At 61.0% G+C, this 15,538-nt stretch carries 18 protein-coding genes and 1 other RNA gene; 8 read left to right on the forward strand and 11 right to left on the reverse strand.

Features of this window, described 5'->3' with window-relative positions:
- Positions 1 to 85 precede the first annotated feature (85 nt).
- The 6 genes from ICY20_RS07330 to ICY20_RS07355 all read right to left on the reverse strand — a co-directional run bounded on the left by ICY20_RS07330 (position 86) and on the right by ICY20_RS07355 (position 6,056).
- Positions 86 to 1,090: an extracellular solute-binding protein gene (locus ICY20_RS07330; protein ID WP_194937229.1), complete on the reverse strand. Its 1,005-nt coding sequence runs from the start codon at positions 1,088 to 1,090 to the stop codon at positions 86 to 88.
- 176 nt (positions 1,091 to 1,266) lie between these two features.
- Positions 1,267 to 2,484 carry a 2-octaprenyl-3-methyl-6-methoxy-1,4-benzoquinol hydroxylase gene (locus ICY20_RS07335; RefSeq protein ID WP_194937321.1) on the reverse strand — a complete coding sequence of 406 codons (1,218 nt, stop codon included), beginning with the start codon at positions 2,482 to 2,484 and terminating at the stop codon, positions 1,267 to 1,269.
- 9 nt (positions 2,485 to 2,493) lie between these two features.
- A complete protein-coding gene (locus ICY20_RS07340; RefSeq protein WP_159956233.1) occupies positions 2,494 to 2,979 on the reverse strand; it encodes a DUF4442 domain-containing protein in 486 nt (161 codons plus the stop codon).
- Positions 2,972 to 4,159: a 2-octaprenyl-6-methoxyphenyl hydroxylase gene (gene ubiH / locus ICY20_RS07345; protein ID WP_159956235.1), complete on the reverse strand. Its 1,188-nt coding sequence runs from the start codon at positions 4,157 to 4,159 to the stop codon at positions 2,972 to 2,974. Before ubiH ends, ICY20_RS07340 begins: the two co-directional genes overlap by 8 nt.
- Positions 4,156 to 5,478, reverse strand: coding sequence for a Xaa-Pro aminopeptidase (pepP, locus tag ICY20_RS07350; RefSeq protein ID WP_159956237.1), 1,323 nt, complete (start codon positions 5,476 to 5,478; stop codon positions 4,156 to 4,158). Before pepP ends, ubiH begins: the two co-directional genes overlap by 4 nt.
- A 20-nt stretch (positions 5,479 to 5,498) precedes the next feature.
- The gene (locus ICY20_RS07355) at positions 5,499 to 6,056 is read right to left on the reverse strand and encodes a YecA/YgfB family protein (RefSeq protein WP_159956239.1); all 558 of its coding nucleotides are present in this window, start codon (positions 6,054 to 6,056) and stop codon (positions 5,499 to 5,501) included.
- A gap of 139 nt (positions 6,057 to 6,195) precedes the next feature.
- Here ICY20_RS07355 and ICY20_RS07360 point away from each other — a divergent pair, with 139 nt between their 5' ends.
- The 4 genes from ICY20_RS07360 (at position 6,196) to ICY20_RS07375 (ending at position 7,600) form a co-directional block, all read left to right on the forward strand.
- A complete protein-coding gene (locus ICY20_RS07360) occupies positions 6,196 to 6,405 on the forward strand; it encodes a TIGR02449 family protein (RefSeq protein WP_007982902.1) in 210 nt (69 codons plus the stop codon).
- Complete coding sequence (locus tag ICY20_RS07365; protein WP_003176812.1) at positions 6,402 to 6,719, forward strand: cell division protein ZapA; 318 nt, start codon at positions 6,402 to 6,404, stop codon at positions 6,717 to 6,719. The genes ICY20_RS07360 and ICY20_RS07365 overlap by 4 nt, the downstream gene beginning before the upstream one ends.
- Positions 6,720 to 6,749: 30 nt before the next feature.
- Positions 6,750 to 6,928, forward strand: a non-coding RNA gene (gene ssrS / locus ICY20_RS07370) — 6S RNA.
- 57 nt (positions 6,929 to 6,985) lie between these two features.
- A complete protein-coding gene (locus tag ICY20_RS07375) occupies positions 6,986 to 7,600 on the forward strand; it encodes a 5-formyltetrahydrofolate cyclo-ligase (RefSeq protein ID WP_194937230.1) in 615 nt (204 codons plus the stop codon).
- A gap of 22 nt (positions 7,601 to 7,622) precedes the next feature.
- Here the strand turns inward: ICY20_RS07375 and ICY20_RS07380 are convergent, their stop codons facing one another.
- Positions 7,623 to 7,772: a hypothetical protein gene (locus ICY20_RS07380; RefSeq protein ID WP_092355790.1), complete on the reverse strand. Its 150-nt coding sequence runs from the start codon at positions 7,770 to 7,772 to the stop codon at positions 7,623 to 7,625.
- 195 nt (positions 7,773 to 7,967) lie between these two features.
- Between ICY20_RS07380 and ICY20_RS07385 the strand changes: the two genes are divergently transcribed.
- Positions 7,968 to 8,417, forward strand: a complete 450-nt coding sequence (locus ICY20_RS07385; RefSeq protein ID WP_159956243.1) for an EVE domain-containing protein — start codon at positions 7,968 to 7,970, stop codon at positions 8,415 to 8,417.
- A gap of 4 nt (positions 8,418 to 8,421) precedes the next feature.
- Here the strand turns inward: ICY20_RS07385 and ICY20_RS07390 are convergent, their stop codons facing one another.
- A complete protein-coding gene (locus ICY20_RS07390) occupies positions 8,422 to 8,829 on the reverse strand; it encodes a flagellar basal body-associated protein FliL (protein WP_194937231.1) in 408 nt (135 codons plus the stop codon).
- Positions 8,830 to 8,978: 149 nt separating this feature from the next.
- Here ICY20_RS07390 and ICY20_RS07395 point away from each other — a divergent pair, with 149 nt between their 5' ends.
- Both ICY20_RS07395 and glpT read left to right on the forward strand, forming a co-directional pair.
- The gene (locus ICY20_RS07395) at positions 8,979 to 9,956 is read left to right on the forward strand and encodes an NADPH:quinone oxidoreductase family protein (RefSeq protein ID WP_159956247.1); all 978 of its coding nucleotides are present in this window, start codon (positions 8,979 to 8,981) and stop codon (positions 9,954 to 9,956) included.
- A gap of 291 nt (positions 9,957 to 10,247) precedes the next feature.
- Entirely contained in the window at positions 10,248 to 11,585 is a 1,338-nt protein-coding gene (gene glpT / locus ICY20_RS07400) for a glycerol-3-phosphate transporter (protein ID WP_015886453.1), read from the forward strand.
- On the opposite strand, the gene ICY20_RS07405 is transcribed toward glpT, so the two are convergent.
- On the reverse strand, positions 11,582 to 12,238 hold the full coding sequence (locus ICY20_RS07405; protein ID WP_159956248.1) for a gamma-glutamylcyclotransferase: 657 nt from the start codon (positions 12,236 to 12,238) through the stop codon (positions 11,582 to 11,584). The two genes, glpT and ICY20_RS07405, sit on opposite strands and share 4 nt — an antisense overlap.
- Positions 12,239 to 12,507: 269 nt before the next feature.
- On the opposite strand from ICY20_RS07405, the gene ICY20_RS07410 reads away from it, so the two are divergent.
- A complete protein-coding gene (locus ICY20_RS07410; RefSeq protein WP_194937232.1) occupies positions 12,508 to 12,990 on the forward strand; it encodes a sn-glycerol-3-phosphate transporter in 483 nt (160 codons plus the stop codon).
- Positions 12,991 to 13,063: 73 nt separating this feature from the next.
- Here ICY20_RS07410 and ICY20_RS07415 read toward each other — a convergent pair whose 3' ends face one another.
- Entirely contained in the window at positions 13,064 to 14,032 is a 969-nt protein-coding gene (locus ICY20_RS07415; protein WP_194937233.1) for a CDP-6-deoxy-delta-3,4-glucoseen reductase, read from the reverse strand.
- Positions 14,032 to 15,498: a 4-hydroxy-3-polyprenylbenzoate decarboxylase gene (gene ubiD, locus ICY20_RS07420; RefSeq protein WP_159956254.1), complete on the reverse strand. Its 1,467-nt coding sequence runs from the start codon at positions 15,496 to 15,498 to the stop codon at positions 14,032 to 14,034. Before ubiD ends, ICY20_RS07415 begins: the two co-directional genes overlap by 1 nt.
- Positions 15,499 to 15,538: the final 40 nt, after the last annotated feature.

The following is a 15,538-nucleotide window of genomic DNA, read 5'->3' on the forward strand; positions in this document are numbered from 1 at the left end:
GATTGCAGTGGATCAGTCACTGATGAGTAGACTGACACTCCGCTATCGGGGGCAAGCCCCCTCCCACATTTAGACTTGCAGTGTGTCAGTTCCAGCCAGCACGATCCATCAAGCGAATTGCCTCAGCCTGACGCTTGCCCGCCACTTCCACCGGCAAGGTGTCTGCCACGAACTTGCCCCAGCTTGCCACTTCGGCCGAAGGCGCCACCGCAGGGTTGGCCGGGAACTCCTGGTTCACGTCGGCGAAGATCTTCTGCGCTTCAGGGGTGGTCATCCACTCCACCAGCGCCTTGGCGGCTTCCGGGTGCGGTGCATGCTTGGTCAGGCCGATGCCCGACAGGTTCACGTGCACCCCACGGTCGCCCTGATTGGGCCAGAACAGCTTCACTGCCAGGTCCGGCTTCTGCTTGTGCAGGCGGCCATAGTAATAGGTGTTGACGATACCCACGTCGCACTGCCCGGCGTTGATCGCTTCCAGCACGGCGATGTCGTCGGAGAACACGTCGGTGGAGAGGTTATTGACCCAGCCCTTGACGATCTCTTCAGTCTTGGCCGCGCCATGGGTTTCGATGAGGGTGGCGGTCAGCGACTGGTTGTAGACCTTTTTCGCCGTGCGCAGGCACAGACGGCCTTCCCACTGTTTGTCGGCCAGGGCTTCGTACGTGGTGAGGTCACCTGGTTTTACCCGGTCGGTGGAGTAGGCGATGGTGCGCGCGCGCAAGCTCAGGCCAGTCCAGGCATGGGCGGACGAGCGGTATTGCAGGGGGATGTTCTTGTCGATCACAGGCGAGGTGAACGGTTGCAGGATGCCCATCTGCTCGGCCTGCCAGAGGTTGCCGGCATCGACGGTCAGCAGCAGGTCAGCGGTGGCGTTTTCGCCTTCGGCCTTGATGCGCTGCATCAGCGGGGCCTCTTTGTCGGTGATGAACTTGATCTGCACGCCAGTCTTTTGGGTGTAGGCGTCGAATACCGGCTTGATCAGCTCGTCGATGCGCGAGGAGTAGACCACCACTTCGTCGGCGGCCTGCACAGTGGTGCTGCCGATCAGGGTGAGTGCCAGGGCAGTCAGGAGGCGCTTGGGTGCCGACATGGGGGCGATCTCTCATTTGCAAAAAGAGGGCAAATGATAAGGACTCACATTTGGTGATGCTTGGTGGAGGCGTTACCAGATGTTGCATAACTGACATTTATAGTGGGGCTGATGGCCCCATCGGGGGCAAGTCGAATCGTCGCACCGCCCCTCCCACAGGAGCCCGTATTTCAAGGTCAGGGTTTGGCCAGGTCAGGGAGATCGCCCGTCAGGCCGAGGGCTTGGCGTACGAATACCGCTTTGGCTTCGGGCATCTGGTCGACCAGTTTCAAGCCAGCATTGCGCAGCCAGCGCAGTGGCAGTTGGTCGGCCTGGAACAACCGCTCAAAGCCTTCCATCGCCGCCATCAACGCCAGGTTGTGCGGCATGCGCCGGCGTTCATAACGGCTCAGCACCTTCACATCCGCCAGGCGTTCGCCGCGTTCAAGGGCGGCCAGCAGCACTTCGGCCAGGGTCGCTGCGTCGAGGAAGCCCAGGTTTACGCCCTGCCCTGCCAATGGGTGGATCACGTGGGCGGCATCGCCGATCAACGCCAGGCCTTCGGCCACGTAGCGTTTGGCATGACGTTGGCGCAATGGCACGCAGACACGCGGGTCGGCGCTGATCACCGTACCGAGTCGCCCTTCAAAGGCGCGCTCCAGTTCGCGGCAGAAGTTTTCGTCATCCAGCGCCATCAGGCGTTCGGACTCAGCCGGCGTGGTCGACCACACGATCGAGCACCAATCCTCCTGCCCATCGCGCACCAGCGGCAAAAACGCCAGCGGGCCGGTGTCGGTGAACCGTTGCCACGCCGTACGCTGGTGCGGCTGGCTGCTGCGTACGCTGGTGACGATGGCGTTATGCAGGTAATCCCATTCGCGGGTCGCAGTGCCCGTCAGGCGGCGCACGGCGGAATTGGCGCCATCGGCCGCCACCACCAGCGGTGCACGCAGTTTGCGGCCATCGGCCAGGGTCAGCAGCCAGTCCTCGCCAGAACGGCGCATCTGCTCCAGGCGCGCATTGGCCAGCAGGCCCAGGTCGCAGTCGTGCAGGCGGTCGAGCAAGGCATCCTGAACCACGCGGTTCTCGACGATATGCCCCAGTACCTCGGCATGCACGCTGGCGGCCGAGAAGTGGATCTGCCCGGTGCCGCTGCCATCCCACACCTGCATCTCACCGTACGGGCTGGCGCGCCGTTCGACGATGCCGTCCCATACACCCAGGCGTTCAAGGATGCGCTGGCTGGCGGCCGACAAGGCGCTCACGCGAGGTTCGAACGCCGCGTCACGGTCGAACGGCTTGACGCTCAGCGGGCTACCGTCGAGCAGCAGCACTTGCAGGCCACTGCCCTGCAACGCCAGCGCCAAGGCGCTTCCGACCATTCCGGCCCCGACAATCAGCACATCTGCGCGCATGTCCATGGTTTAAGCCTGTCTCGCTGGCGGCTTGCGCCGCACGTAAAGAGTTTTGTCGACCCGCGCCACCAAGGTGCCGGAGCCGTCATGAATGTCGACCTTGAGGTGGGGCAAGTATTTCTCGCCCCCTTCGGTCTGCCGGCGAATCTCATCGAGCAACGCGTCGTCGATGGTAAATTCGGCGTACACCGGGCCTTTGCCCGGCGAGATGAAATCGATGCTGGCGGCCTTGTCCCACACGATGTAATCGCGGCCCAGGTTCTCCATCAATAACAGCATGTAGAACGGGTCGACCATCGAATACAGGCTGCCGCCAAACTGCGTGCCGACGTAGTTGCGGTTGTACCAGCCCAGGCCCATGCGCACTTTGACGTGGCGAAAATCGGCGCTCATGTGCTGCACGCTGACACCCGCGCCCAGGTACGGCGGATACAGGGTCATGACCCAACGCAACAGCCGCGCTTTACCGATGCGCGCGATCAACCACTTACGCATCGGGGCGCGTGCCCAGGCCCATGGCCTGACGGGCGAACCAGCGTTTGGCCGGCGGCAGCAAGTCCAGACCCAGCAGGCCCATATTGCGGCCCAGTGCGACCAACGGTTGGGCGCTGCCAAACAGGCGCGTGACCTGGTCGGAGAAGCCCACGGTCAGTTTCTGGTCCAGGCGTTGGCGCTCGCGGTAGCCCTGCAACGTCGCCAGGTCGCCCGGCACTTGAGGCCCTGCCAGTAACGCTTCGGCCAAGGCATTCGCATCGCGCAGGGACAGGTTGAAACCCTGCCCGGCAATCGGATGCAGGCTGTGGGCCGCATTGCCGAGAATGGCCAGGTGGGAACGCACTTGTTCTTCGGCTTCCACCAGGGTCAGCGGGTACAGATGGCGGGCGCCGACTTGTTTGAGGGTGCCGAGGCGATAGCCGAACACGCCCTGCAATTCACTGAGAAAGGCACGCTCATCGAGGTTGGCCAGTCGCTGGGCGTCCATACCGATGCGCGTCCACACCAGCGCACAGCGGTTGTCGGGCAGCGGCAGCAGCGCCATCGGGCCCTCATCGGTGAAGCGCTCGAAGGCTTCGCCGTTGTGGGCTTCGCTTGGGGTGATATTGGCGATCAGCGCGCTCTGGTTATACGGCCGGGTTTTCACGCCGATGCCCAGTTGCTCACGCAGGCCGGAGCGGCCGCCGTCGGCCAGCACGGCGAGGTCGCATTCCAGGACGGTTTCATCGTTGAGGGTCAGGCGGTAGCCATCGGGCAACGGCTCCATGCGCGTGACTTCGGCTGGGCAACGCCAGCTGACCACGTCCTTGTCCAGCCCTTGCCACAGGCACTGGCCGAGCCAAGCGTTTTCCACCACGTAGCCCAGCGCCGGTACGCCCTCTTCCATGGCAGACAAGCGCGCAGTGGAAAAACGCCCCCGGTCCGACACATGAATCTGCTTGATCGGCTCGGCACGGCGAGAGATGTCTTGCCACAGACCCAGGCGTTGATAGATCTGCTGGGCGCCGTACGACAACGCCGATGAACGCGCATCGTAGCTCGGCTGGTAGCTGTCGCCTGGGGCGAACGGCTCGATCAGCACGATCTTCCAGCCACGGGCCTTGGCCCCGGCCTGCAACGCCAGCGCCAGGCTGGCGCCCACCAGGCCGCCGCCGATAATGGCCAGGTTGACCCGACTCATCGGGCCGCCGCCATCAGCGCTTCGATCTCGGCGACCGTCTTGGGCACGCCACCGGTCAGGATTTCACAGCCTTGCTTGGTCACTACCACGTCGTCCTCGATGCGCACGCCAATGCCACGCCACTTCTTTGCCACGGTCTGGTTGTCCGGCGCGATGTAGATGCCCGGCTCCACGGTCAAGGCCATGCCAACTTCCAGCACACGCCATTCACCGCCCACCTTGTACTCGCCCACGTCATGCACATCCATGCCCAGCCAGTGGCCGGCGCGGTGCATGTAGAAGGCTTTGTAGGCTTCGCTGGCGATCAACTCGTCGACGTCACCTTGCAGCAAGCCCAGCTTTACCAACCCGGCGGTGATGACTTGCACCGTCGCTTCGTGGGCCTGGTTCCAATGCTTGTCCGGGGCGATCTGGGCAAAGGCGGCTTCCTGGGAGGCCAGCACAATGTCGTAGATCGCCTTTTGTTCCGGCGAAAACGTGCCGTTGACCGGCCAGGTACGGGTGATGTCGCTGGCGTAGCAGTCGATCTCGCAACCGGCGTCGATCAGCACCAGGTCGCCATCCTTGAGCACGGCGTCATTCTGCTGGTAATGCAGGATGCAGCTGTTGCGCCCGGCGGCGACGATGGAGCCATAGGCCGGCATCTTCGCGCCGCCCTTGCGAAATTCGTAATCGAGCTCGGCTTCGAGGCTGAACTCATGCAACCCGGCGCGACTGGCCTGCATCGCCCGCACATGAGCTGCGCAAGAAATGCGTGCCGCTTCGCGCATCACCTTCACTTCTGCCGCCGATTTATACAGGCGCATGTCGTGAAGCAGATGATCCAGGGCAACGAATTCGTTCGGCGGCTGGGCGCCGAGGTGCGCTTTAGAGCGGATCACGTTGATCCACTCCATCAGGTGGCGGTCGAATTCGGCATTGCTGCCCATGGCCGAATACACCCGGTCACGGCCTTCGATCAGGCCGGGCAGGATGTCGTCGATATCGGTAATGGGGAACGCGTCGTCGGCGCCAAAGTCGCGGATCGCGCCTTCGGTGCCGGCGCGCAGGCCGTCCCACAGTTCGCGTTCGGCGTTGCGTTCGCGGCAAAACAGCACGTACTCGCCATGCAGGCGACCGGGCATCAGCACGATCACCGCTTCAGGCTCGGGAAAGCCGCTCAGGTACTGGAAGTCGCTGTCCTGGCGGTACACGTGCTCGACATCACGGTTGCGGATCGCCACGGCGGCGGCCGGCAGGATCGCGATGCTGTTGGGTTCCATCTGCGCCATGAGCGCCTTGCGGCGCCGGGTGTATTCCGCTCGGGGGATATGAATCATGGGCAGATGGGCTTCCTTTCTTAGTGCAGCGACGGCTTGGTTGCAGCAGGTTCAGCGGACTTTTTGGTCTCGGTGAACAGTAGCAGCGGCGCAACGCGCAGGTATTCCATCACTTCCATGTAGTCGCCTTCGCCGTCTTCAGACTCTTCCAGGGCGTCTTGCACTTGGGAGATCGCCGCCAGGTCTTGCAGCACTTCCTTGGCGTCGGTGCTCAGGTCCAGGCCGCCGGCGTTCACGCCGAAACCGTGAAGGAAGCCTTGGCACCATTGGCCCAGGGCGGCAGCACGGTCGGCGAGCGGCGCGTCGTCGGTGGGCAACAGCAGGACGACGGTAACGTCATCACCGGTCAACTCGCCCTTGACCATTTCCTGCAGGCCAATCAGCGCGTTGCGCACGTTGTCGGTCGGCTCGGTTTCCAGCAGCTCGGCCACATCGGCCAGCCAGTTGTCGGCATCAAAGCCAACGCCGGTGCAGCTGCGGCCCAACAACACGCCATGCAATTCAGCAGGCGAGCAAGGATGGCCGCTGGTGCTCAGCAGTTTGGAGAAAGCGTCGTACGGGGAGTTCTGAATAGGCATGGTGAGCTAGGCGCCAGACGGCGCAATGTCTAGAATGGAGCGCTGTATCCTAGCACCGGCAGACGTACCAAGACTATCAAGGGCGTCAGATCGTTTATCCTGCAGTTGCCATTCATCAGACAAAATCCAGTGGAACCCAATGGAAGACACCGACCTGCAAGCGCTGATGGCCAGACTCGAATTGCTAATTACTCGGGTCGAGCAACTTAAGAGTCAAAACGGACTCCTACTAGCTCAGGAAAAGACCTGGCGCGAGGAACGCGCTCACCTCATTGAAAAAAACGAAATCGCCCGGCGTAAGGTCGAATCGATGATTTCGCGCCTGAAGGCCCTGGAGCAAGACTCATGAGTTCAAGCAATAGCGTCACCGTGCAGATTCTCGACAAAGAATATTCGATCATCTGCCCCCAGGAAGAGCGCAACAACCTGGTGAGCGCCGCCCGTTACCTGGATGGCAAGATGCGTGAAATCCGCAGCAGCGGCAAAGTCATCGGCGCCGACCGTATCGCCGTGATGGCCGCGCTGAATATCACCCACGACCTGCTGCATAAGCAGGAGCGCCCTGACGTACAGGCCAGCGGCTCGACGCGCGAGCAGGTACGCGACCTGCTGGAGCGTGTTGATCTGGTGCTTTCCAGCGATTCGGACGCACCCAAGGGCTGATTGCCGTGAGTGTTTAAGGTATACTCGCCCCACTCCCTGGCGTGCTTGCCAGTCGGCGATGTCCCGGAGCCGATTCGCACTACCCTGGAAGTTGCACGTTGGGCTGGTGTGCATGTCCGCTAGACGGAAAGCCTTAAAGCCTACTGCTTCTTCCACCTTGAACTTTCGGGTTCAAGGGCTTAGTCGACAGCGGTTCTGTCGGGGAGCCTGAATTCCCAAACTCAATGCCAGTCTTCGGACTGGCATTGTTTTATGAGCCGAAAACCATGACCGAACCTGCGCCGCTTTCCCGTCCGCAACTTCGACGCATGTTGCGCAAGGCCCGACGCGCACTCACACCTTGCGCGCAACGCAAGGCCGCTGTCGGCCTGTATCGGCAACTGGCACAGCACCCGCTGTTTCGCCGGGCCAAACATATTTCCCTGTATCTACCGACGGACGGTGAAATCGATCCGCGCTTGCTGCTGCGCGCTGCCCAGCGCCGGGGCAAGGCCACTTACCTGCCGGTGCTGAGCGCCTGGCCACGCACGAAGATGGTGTTTCAGCGCGTACGCCCTGGGGAAAAGCTGAGGCCCAATCGGTTTCGCATTCTTGAACCACGGGTAAATATCAGCCGGCAACGCAAGGTCTGGGCGCTGGACCTGGTATTGCTGCCATTGGTGGGCTTCGATGAGACGGGTGGGCGCCTGGGAATGGGCGGCGGCTTCTATGATCGCAGCCTCGCCTATTTAGCCCGCCGCCAGAGCTGGCGCAAGCCGACGTTGCTGGGCCTGGCCCATGAGTGTCAGAAGGTCGATCGACTGGTGCAAGCGAGTTGGGATGTGCCGTTGGCAGGCACCGTCACTGACAAGCAGTGGTATATCGCACAGACGCCGCAGTAAAAAGCGGCGTCTTGGGGAAGGGTTAACGCTTGAACGGTTGCGGCTGTTGCTGAGTCAGTTCGACGGGAGCATCGGTCTTGTTCGACCACAAGCTTTGCGCATACCCGGTGGTCACGACGCCCAGACCAAACAAAATAACCAAAATCCATAGTAAATCCGGTTTACGTTGCATCGATTGCCCCCCTTCAGGCACCTCGTACACGATGACAACAACGTTCCAAAGTAGTCCGTTGTAGCTGCGTCAAGCTTTAAAAGCCGGCATTCTGCGGTAACGTGAACCAACACGCAAACCTTGGCGCCAACCGACTGTCGGTTTGTCATTAAATTGCCAGACAACTTGCCCAATGCCTTTTTCAGGAGCGCAAAAATGGCCTATTGGCTGATGAAATCCGAGCCCGACGAACTCTCCATCAAGGGCCTCGAAAAGCTTGGCGAAGCTCGCTGGGACGGGGTTCGCAATTACCAGGCGCGCAACTTTTTACGTGCCATGGCAGAAGGCGACGAATTCTTCTTCTACCACTCCAGTTGCCCAGAGCCGGGTATTGCTGGCATCGCAAAGATCATCAAGGCGGCTTACCCCGACCCCACGGCCCTGGAACCTGAAAGCCACTATTTCGACGCCAAGGCCAGCACGGAGAAAAACCCGTGGAGTGCGATTGATGTAGCGCACGTCAAAACCTTTCCCAAGGTGCTGGGCCTGGGCTACTTGAAGCAACAAGCGGCGCTGGCCGAATTGCCCCTGGTGCAAAAGGGCAGCCGGCTGTCCGTGATGCCGGTGACCGCCGAGCAATGGGCGGCGATCATCGGGTTGCTTTGACGGATTACTGGATGATCAGGTTGTTGAACAACAGGTCTTCCACTACCGGTTTGCCGGTTTCGTCGTTCATCACTTGCTGGGTCTGCTTCAAGGCTTCCTGGCGCAGTTTCTCTTTGCCTTCGACGGTGCTCATCGTCTCGTTGGTCTGCTGGGTGAACAGCGCCACCAACTGGTTACGAATCAAGGCGTCGTTGGCTTTAACGGCCGCGGCGGCTTCGGTGCCGGTTACGCGCAGGGCGATATCGGCCTTGAACACCTTGAGTTTCGCGGTGCCGTCCAGGCCATAGTTACCCACGAACGGCGGGCTGAGGCTGATGTAGCTGATCTTCGGCGCCTCGCCTTCTTTGGCTTCTTCGGCCTGGGCTGCCATCGGCAACGTCAGGGCCAGCATCAACAAGATCCACGCTTTCACAGTTCATTCCTCAAATTCGGTGGCCAGTAGCATAACGCTAGCAAGGCTGAGCACAAGCTTATGGCGACTTATCAGGCCGGGGCATGCTCGTTGACCCACCCGCTTACCCTCCTACACTTATCGGCCATGACACCAAAAGGAATAGCCCGATGAAAGCTGTGCTGTGCAAAGCCTTCGGCCCCGCCGAAACCCTGGTGCTGGAAGAAATCGAGCGCCCGGCGATCAAGAAGAACGAAATCCTGTTGGACGTGCATGCCGCTGGGGTCAATTTCCCGGACACCTTGATCATCGAGGGCAAGTACCAGTTCAAGCCGCCCTTCCCGTTCTCGCCCGGCGGCGAGGCGGCCGGTGTGGTCAGTGAAGTAGGTGAAAAGGTCAGCCACTTGAAAGTCGGCGACCGGGTCATGGCGCTGACTGGCTGGGGTAGTTTTGCCGAGCAAGTCGCGGTGCCGGGCTATAACGTGCTGCCGATCCCGCCCAGCATGGGCTTCAACACCGCCGCCGCCTTCAGCATGACCTACGGCACCTCCATGCATGCCCTCAAGCAACGCGCCAACCTGCAACCGGGCGAAACCCTGCTGGTACTCGGCGCCTCCGGTGGCGTGGGCCTGGCTGCGGTGGAAATCGGCAAGGCCATGGGCGCCCGAGTGATCGCAGCAGCCAGCAGCGCCGACAAACTCGCGGTGGCCAAGGCCGCCGGCGCCGATGAGTTGATCAATTACAGCGAAACCAACCTGAAGGACGAGATCAAACGACTCACCGACGGCAACGGCGCCGATGTGATCTACGACCCGGTGGGCGGCGACCTGTTTGACCAGGCTATCCGCAGCATTGCCTGGAATGGCCGCTTACTGGTGGTGGGCTTTGCCAGTGGGCGCATCCCTGAGCTGCCGGTGAACCTGGCGCTGCTAAAGGGCGCGGCGGTGGTCGGGGTGTTCTGGGGCTCGTTTGCCCAGCGCCAGCCGCAGGATAATGCGGCGAATTTCCAGCAGTTGTTTGGATGGTACGGCGAGGGCAAGTTGAAGCCGTTGGTGTCGCAGGTGTACCCGCTGGAGCAGGCCGCGCAGGCGATCAATGACCTTGGGCAGCGTCGGGCGGTGGGCAAGGTGGTGGTTCAAACCCGCTAACAGACCTGGAATGCAATCCTTGTGGGAGCTGGCTTGCCTGCGATAGCGGCGGGTCAGCCACCACATGTGCAACTGATAGACCGCCATCACAGGCAAGCCAGCTCCCACATTAGATGCTCAGTGGCCTTAAGACCTCATCCCGACCCACACTTACCCATTCGCGACATGTTCGTAAGAGAACATGCACTTGCTCTCATTTCCTGTGTTTGCAGATAAGAGGCGATGCTATTTTCGGTAACGAAACTGTAACATTCGCATCCGCAGTCAAAACAAGAAATCTGGAGCTCTTGAATGTTTGCTTTCTTTCGTCCTGCCGCACATCAGGCGCCCCTGCCTGAAGAAAAAATAGACAGCACCTACCGACGCCTGCGCTGGCAGATCTTCGCGGGTATTTTCTTCGGTTACGCCGGTTACTACCTGCTGCGCAAAAACTTCTCCCTGGCCATGCCCTACTTGATCGACGAGGGTTACACCCGCGGCGAGCTGGGCCTGGCAATGTCGGCCATCGCCATCGCCTACGGCTTGTCCAAGTTCCTCATGGGGCTGGTGTCCGACCGCTCTAACCCACGCTACTTCCTGCCCTTTGGCCTGCTGGTTTCAGCCGGAGTGATGTTCATTTTCGGTTTCGCACCTTGGGCAACCTCCAGCGTGACCATGATGTTCATTTTGCTGTTCATCAACGGCTGGGCGCAGGGCATGGGCTGGCCGCCAAGTGGGCGGACCATGGTGCACTGGTGGTCGCAGAAAGAACGCGGCGGCGTGGTATCGGTGTGGAACGTGGCGCACAACGTCGGCGGCGGCCTGATCGGCCCGCTGTTCCTGCTGGGCATGGCCTGGTTCAACGACTGGCATGCGGCGTTTTACGTACCGGCCACCGTGGCCTTGGCAGTGGCGGCATTCGCCTTCATCACCATGCGCGACACCCCGCAATCGGTAGGCCTGCCGCCTATCGAGAAGTACAAGAACGACTACCCGGAAGGCTACGACGCCAGCCACGAAGATGAATTCAGCGCCAAGGAAATCTTCGTCAAGTACGTGCTGCGCAACAAAATGCTGTGGTACATCGCCTTTGCCAACGTGTTCGTCTACCTGCTGCGCTACGGCGTGCTGGACTGGGCGCCCACCTACTTGAAAGAAGCCAAGCACTTCACGGTCGATAAATCGTCCTGGGCGTACTTCTTCTACGAGTGGGCCGGCATTCCGGGCACGCTGCTGTGCGGCTGGATGTCGGACAAGATCTTCCGAGGCAATCGCGGCCTGACCGGCATCGTGTTTATGGCATTGGTGACCGTGGCGACCCTGGTGTACTGGCTCAACCCGCCGGGGAACCCGATGGTCGACATGATCGCGCTGGTGTCGATTGGCTTCCTGATCTACGGCCCAGTGATGCTGATCGGCCTGCAGGCGCTGGAATTGGCACCGAAAAAAGCCGCCGGTACGGCTGCGGGCTTTACCGGCCTGTTTGGCTACCTCGGCGGTTCGGTCGCGGCGAGTGCAGCCATGGGCTACACCGTGGACCATTTCGGCTGGGACGGTGGTTTTGTGCTGCTGATCGGCGCCTGCGTGCTGGCGATCGCGTTCCTGATCCCAACGCTGTGGCACACCAACAGCGTCAGCTCGGCGCGTTAATCGCCGCCTGAACAGCCCTTCGCACAACGCTTGAGCCGCGCCTCCAGGTTTTTATCTGGCATGGCGTGGCTACGCAGGGCGTTGACGGTCTGCTCGACATAATCGCGAGTAGTGCCGTAACGCCCGCAAGCGCTTTGCAGCACGTGATTCAACACTTGATCGGGCAGGTTCCCTGCATAACTGGGCAAGTGCCGCTCCAACACAAACCCCAACGCCTGCACCTGGGTGCCATCTTCAAGACGGCAGCTGAGCCAGTGTGGCCGGTAGGAGGGATAAGGCATTTCGCGGCACCACAGTGCGTACAGCGAAGCTTCCAGTTGATCCTCCGGCAAGCGGTAGGCAAATCCGCTGCACGAGCCCCCGCGATCCAGGCCAAACACCAGGCCCGGCAGTTCTGGCGTGCCCCTATGCTCGTGAGACCACAGATACAGCCCCCGGTGATAACCGTGAACCCGTGCCCGCACGCGCTCGGTGGACGAACATTCGGGGCGCCAGATCAGCGATCCATACGCAAACAGCCACACCGGCCCACCCTTGTGCCGGCCCATGGTGGCCTGCATCGAGCTCATCAATTGTTCGTGAGTGAGTTGCGGCCCGAGGTCGAGTCGCGGAGGGTAAGCCAACTGCATAAGATCGGATTCAATGGCGGTCATGGCGGATCGCTGAGGTCTCCTTTGTGCCGGCGGGAAGCTGTTACAGGTTGTAAGTCACTTTAGCGTAATGGAACACACTGCTGTGCTCGAATTAAATACCTTAAAAGCATAAGTAAAAGTATATGCCCGGCGCCCGTTCGTCAGGATTGGACGCACCAATAACGCTACTTTCAGCCCTGGTTCAGCCTGGGGGCGCAACGACCCGTCAAAATGGGGCACTTATCACGACCCACCTAGCCGCCCCAAAACCGACTACCGAGGTCGCCCCCATGAAGAAATTCCGATTGTCAGGCCTGCTGTTCCTGGCCCAGGCCACTAGCGCTTTGGCCGGCGAAGCGGCGCCTACCGAAGACGACAAAGGCTTTTGGTACGCGCAGACCAGCGTCTACACCCGCCACTTCGCGCCCGACCCTGAGCACAACAACCATCAGGATCTGATTGGCCTCGAGCGCAATGAGGCCTCAGGTTTTGTGTACGGCGGGGCAACGTTTCGCAACTCGTTCAGGCAGCGCTCGTACTACGCCTATGCGGGCAAGCGCTATGAAATGACGGACTACCCGGTGTACCTGAAGCTGACCGGAGGGGCGATTCAGGGCTATCGCGGAAAGTACCGGGACAAGATTCCGTTGAACCGTTTTGGCGTGGCGCCGGTGATTATTCCGTCGGTGGGCACCCATTACGGGCCGGTAGCGGCGGAACTCGTGTTGCTGGGGTTCAATGCAGCGATGGTGACGACGGGCGTGCGGTTCTAACCCTGACACAACAAAGTCAAATGTGGGAGGGGGCTTGCTCCCTCCCACATTTTGATCGGCGTACGTCAGTGATTTATGGCCGGGGCGCGTAGGCAAACACATCGGCGCGCATCTGGTGCGCATCCATACCCGCCTCAACCAGCGCATCCAACGTGCCGTAGATCATCGCTGGCGACCCACTGGCGTACACATACACAGCCTTGAGGTCGCTGATGTCTTCGCACACCGCTTCATGCAGCAACCCGCAGCGCCCTTCCCAGCCGCACAGGTCGCTGACGACTTTGTGCAGGTACAGGTTGGGCAGCTGCTTCCACTGTTCCCAGTGCTCGATGTCGTAGAAGTCTTCCGGGCGACGTACGCCCCAGTACAAGTGCACAGGGTGCTTGAAGCCAGAAGCGCGGCAATGCTCGATCAGGCTATGCATCTGCGCCATACCGGTACCGGCGGCGATCAGCACCAATGGCCCGTCCGGCAACTCGGCCAGGTGGGTATCGCCATACGGCAGCTCGATGCGCGCCATCTGGTTACGCTGCAGTTGCTCAAGCAGGCTACGGGCGCTGTCTTCACGGGCCAGCACATGCAACTCCAGCTCACGCCCGGCATGGGGCGCCGAGGCCAGGGAAAACGCCGACTTATCGCCATTCTCCCGCTCGATCATCAGGTATTGCCCGGCGTGGTAACGCACCGCCTTGCCCGCAGGAGCCCGCAGGCGCACGCGCCACACATCGCCCCCCACTTCAACGCACTCACTCAACTGGCACGACAACTTGCGCAACGGCAACTCTCCCGGCGCCAACACGCCATCCCACATCACAATGCAATCTTCCAGCGGCTCGGCAATGCAGGTGTAGAACTCACCGTGGTCACGCACTTCACCGGCTTGCTGCACCCGGCCTTCCACCAGCAGCGCGGCACATACGTGGCACACGCCGTTGCGACAGGCCTGGGGGCACTCGTAGCCCAGGCGGCGCGCACCTTCGAGGATTCGTTCGCCAGGGACCAACTCCAGCACAGCGCCGGAAGGTTGCAGGGTTACACGCATCAATCTATTCCCAATTCTTTCCAAATCGCATCGACACGGGCTGTGACGGCTTCATCCTTGACGATCACACGGCCCCACTCGCGGGTGGTTTCACCCGGCCACTTGTGGGTGGCATCCAGGCCCATCTTCGAGCCCAGGCCCGACACCGGCGAGGCGAAGTCGAGGTAGTCGATCGGTGTGTTGTCGATCATCACCGTGTCGCGCTTGGGGTCCATGCGCGTGGTAATGGCCCAGATCACGTCGTTCCAGTCGCGGGCGTTGATGTCGTCGTCGGTGACGATAACGAACTTGGTGTACATGAACTGTCGCAAAAACGACCACACACCAAGCATTACCCGCTTGGCATGGCCCGGGTACGACTTCTTCATGGTCACGATGGCCATGCGATACGAGCAGCCTTCGGGCGGCAGGTAGAAGTCAGTGATCTCCGGGAATTGCTTTTGCAGGATCGGCACGAACACTTCGTTGAGCGCCACGCCCAGAATGGCCGGCTCATCCGGCGGCCGGCCGGTGTAGGTGCTGTGGTAGATCGGTTTGATCCGGTGGGTGATGCGCTCGACGGTGAATACCGGGAAGCTGTCGACTTCGTTGTAGTAGCCGGTGTGGTCGCCGTAAGGGCCTTCATCGGCCATTTCGCCCGGATGAATCACGCCTTCAAGGATGATTTCAGCAGTGGCTGGCACTTGCAGGTCGTTGCCACGGCATTTCACCAGCTCGGTGCGGTTACCCCGCAGCAGGCCGGCAAAGGCGTATTCGGACAGGCTGTCGGGCACCGGGGTCACGGCGCCGAGGATGGTCGCCGGGTCAGCGCCCAACGCCACGGAAACAGGGAACGGCTGGCCGGGGTGTTTTTCGCACCACTCGCGGTAATCCAGCGCACCGCCACGGTGGCTCAACCAACGCATGATCACCTTGTTGCGGCCGATCACTTGTTGGCGGTAGATGCCGAGGTTCTGGCGGTCTTTGTTCGGGCCTTTGGTGACGGTCAGGCCCCAGGTGATCAGCGGGCCGACGTCACCGGGCCAGCAGGTCTGCACCGGGAGCATGGCCAGGTCGACGTCATCGCCTTCGATGACGACCTCTTGGCACACCGCGTCCTTGACCACCTTGGGGGCCATGGCAATGATCTTGCGGAAGATCGGCAGCTTCGACCAGGCGTCCTTCAAGCCCTTGGGCGGCTCGGGCTCCTTGAGGAAGGCCAGCAGCTTGCCGATCTCGCGCAATTCGCCGACCGACTCGGCGCCCATGCCAAACGCAACGCGCTCAGGGGTGCCGAACAGGTTGCCGAGCACCGGGATATCGAAACCAGTCGGGTTCTCGAACAGCAGCGCCGGGCCCTTGTTGCGCAGGGTGCGGTCGCAAATCTCAGTCATTTCCAGCACCGGGGAAATCGGCATCTGGATACGTTTCAACTCTCCGCGCTGCTCAAGTTGCTGCACGAAATCCCGAAGATCCTTGAATTTCATTAACCATGCCACCCGTAAAATAGGCATACATCCTACCTGC

It is taken from the genome of Pseudomonas pisciculturae, from assembly GCF_015461805.1.
Taxonomy (GTDB): domain Bacteria; phylum Pseudomonadota; class Gammaproteobacteria; order Pseudomonadales; family Pseudomonadaceae; genus Aquipseudomonas; species Aquipseudomonas pisciculturae.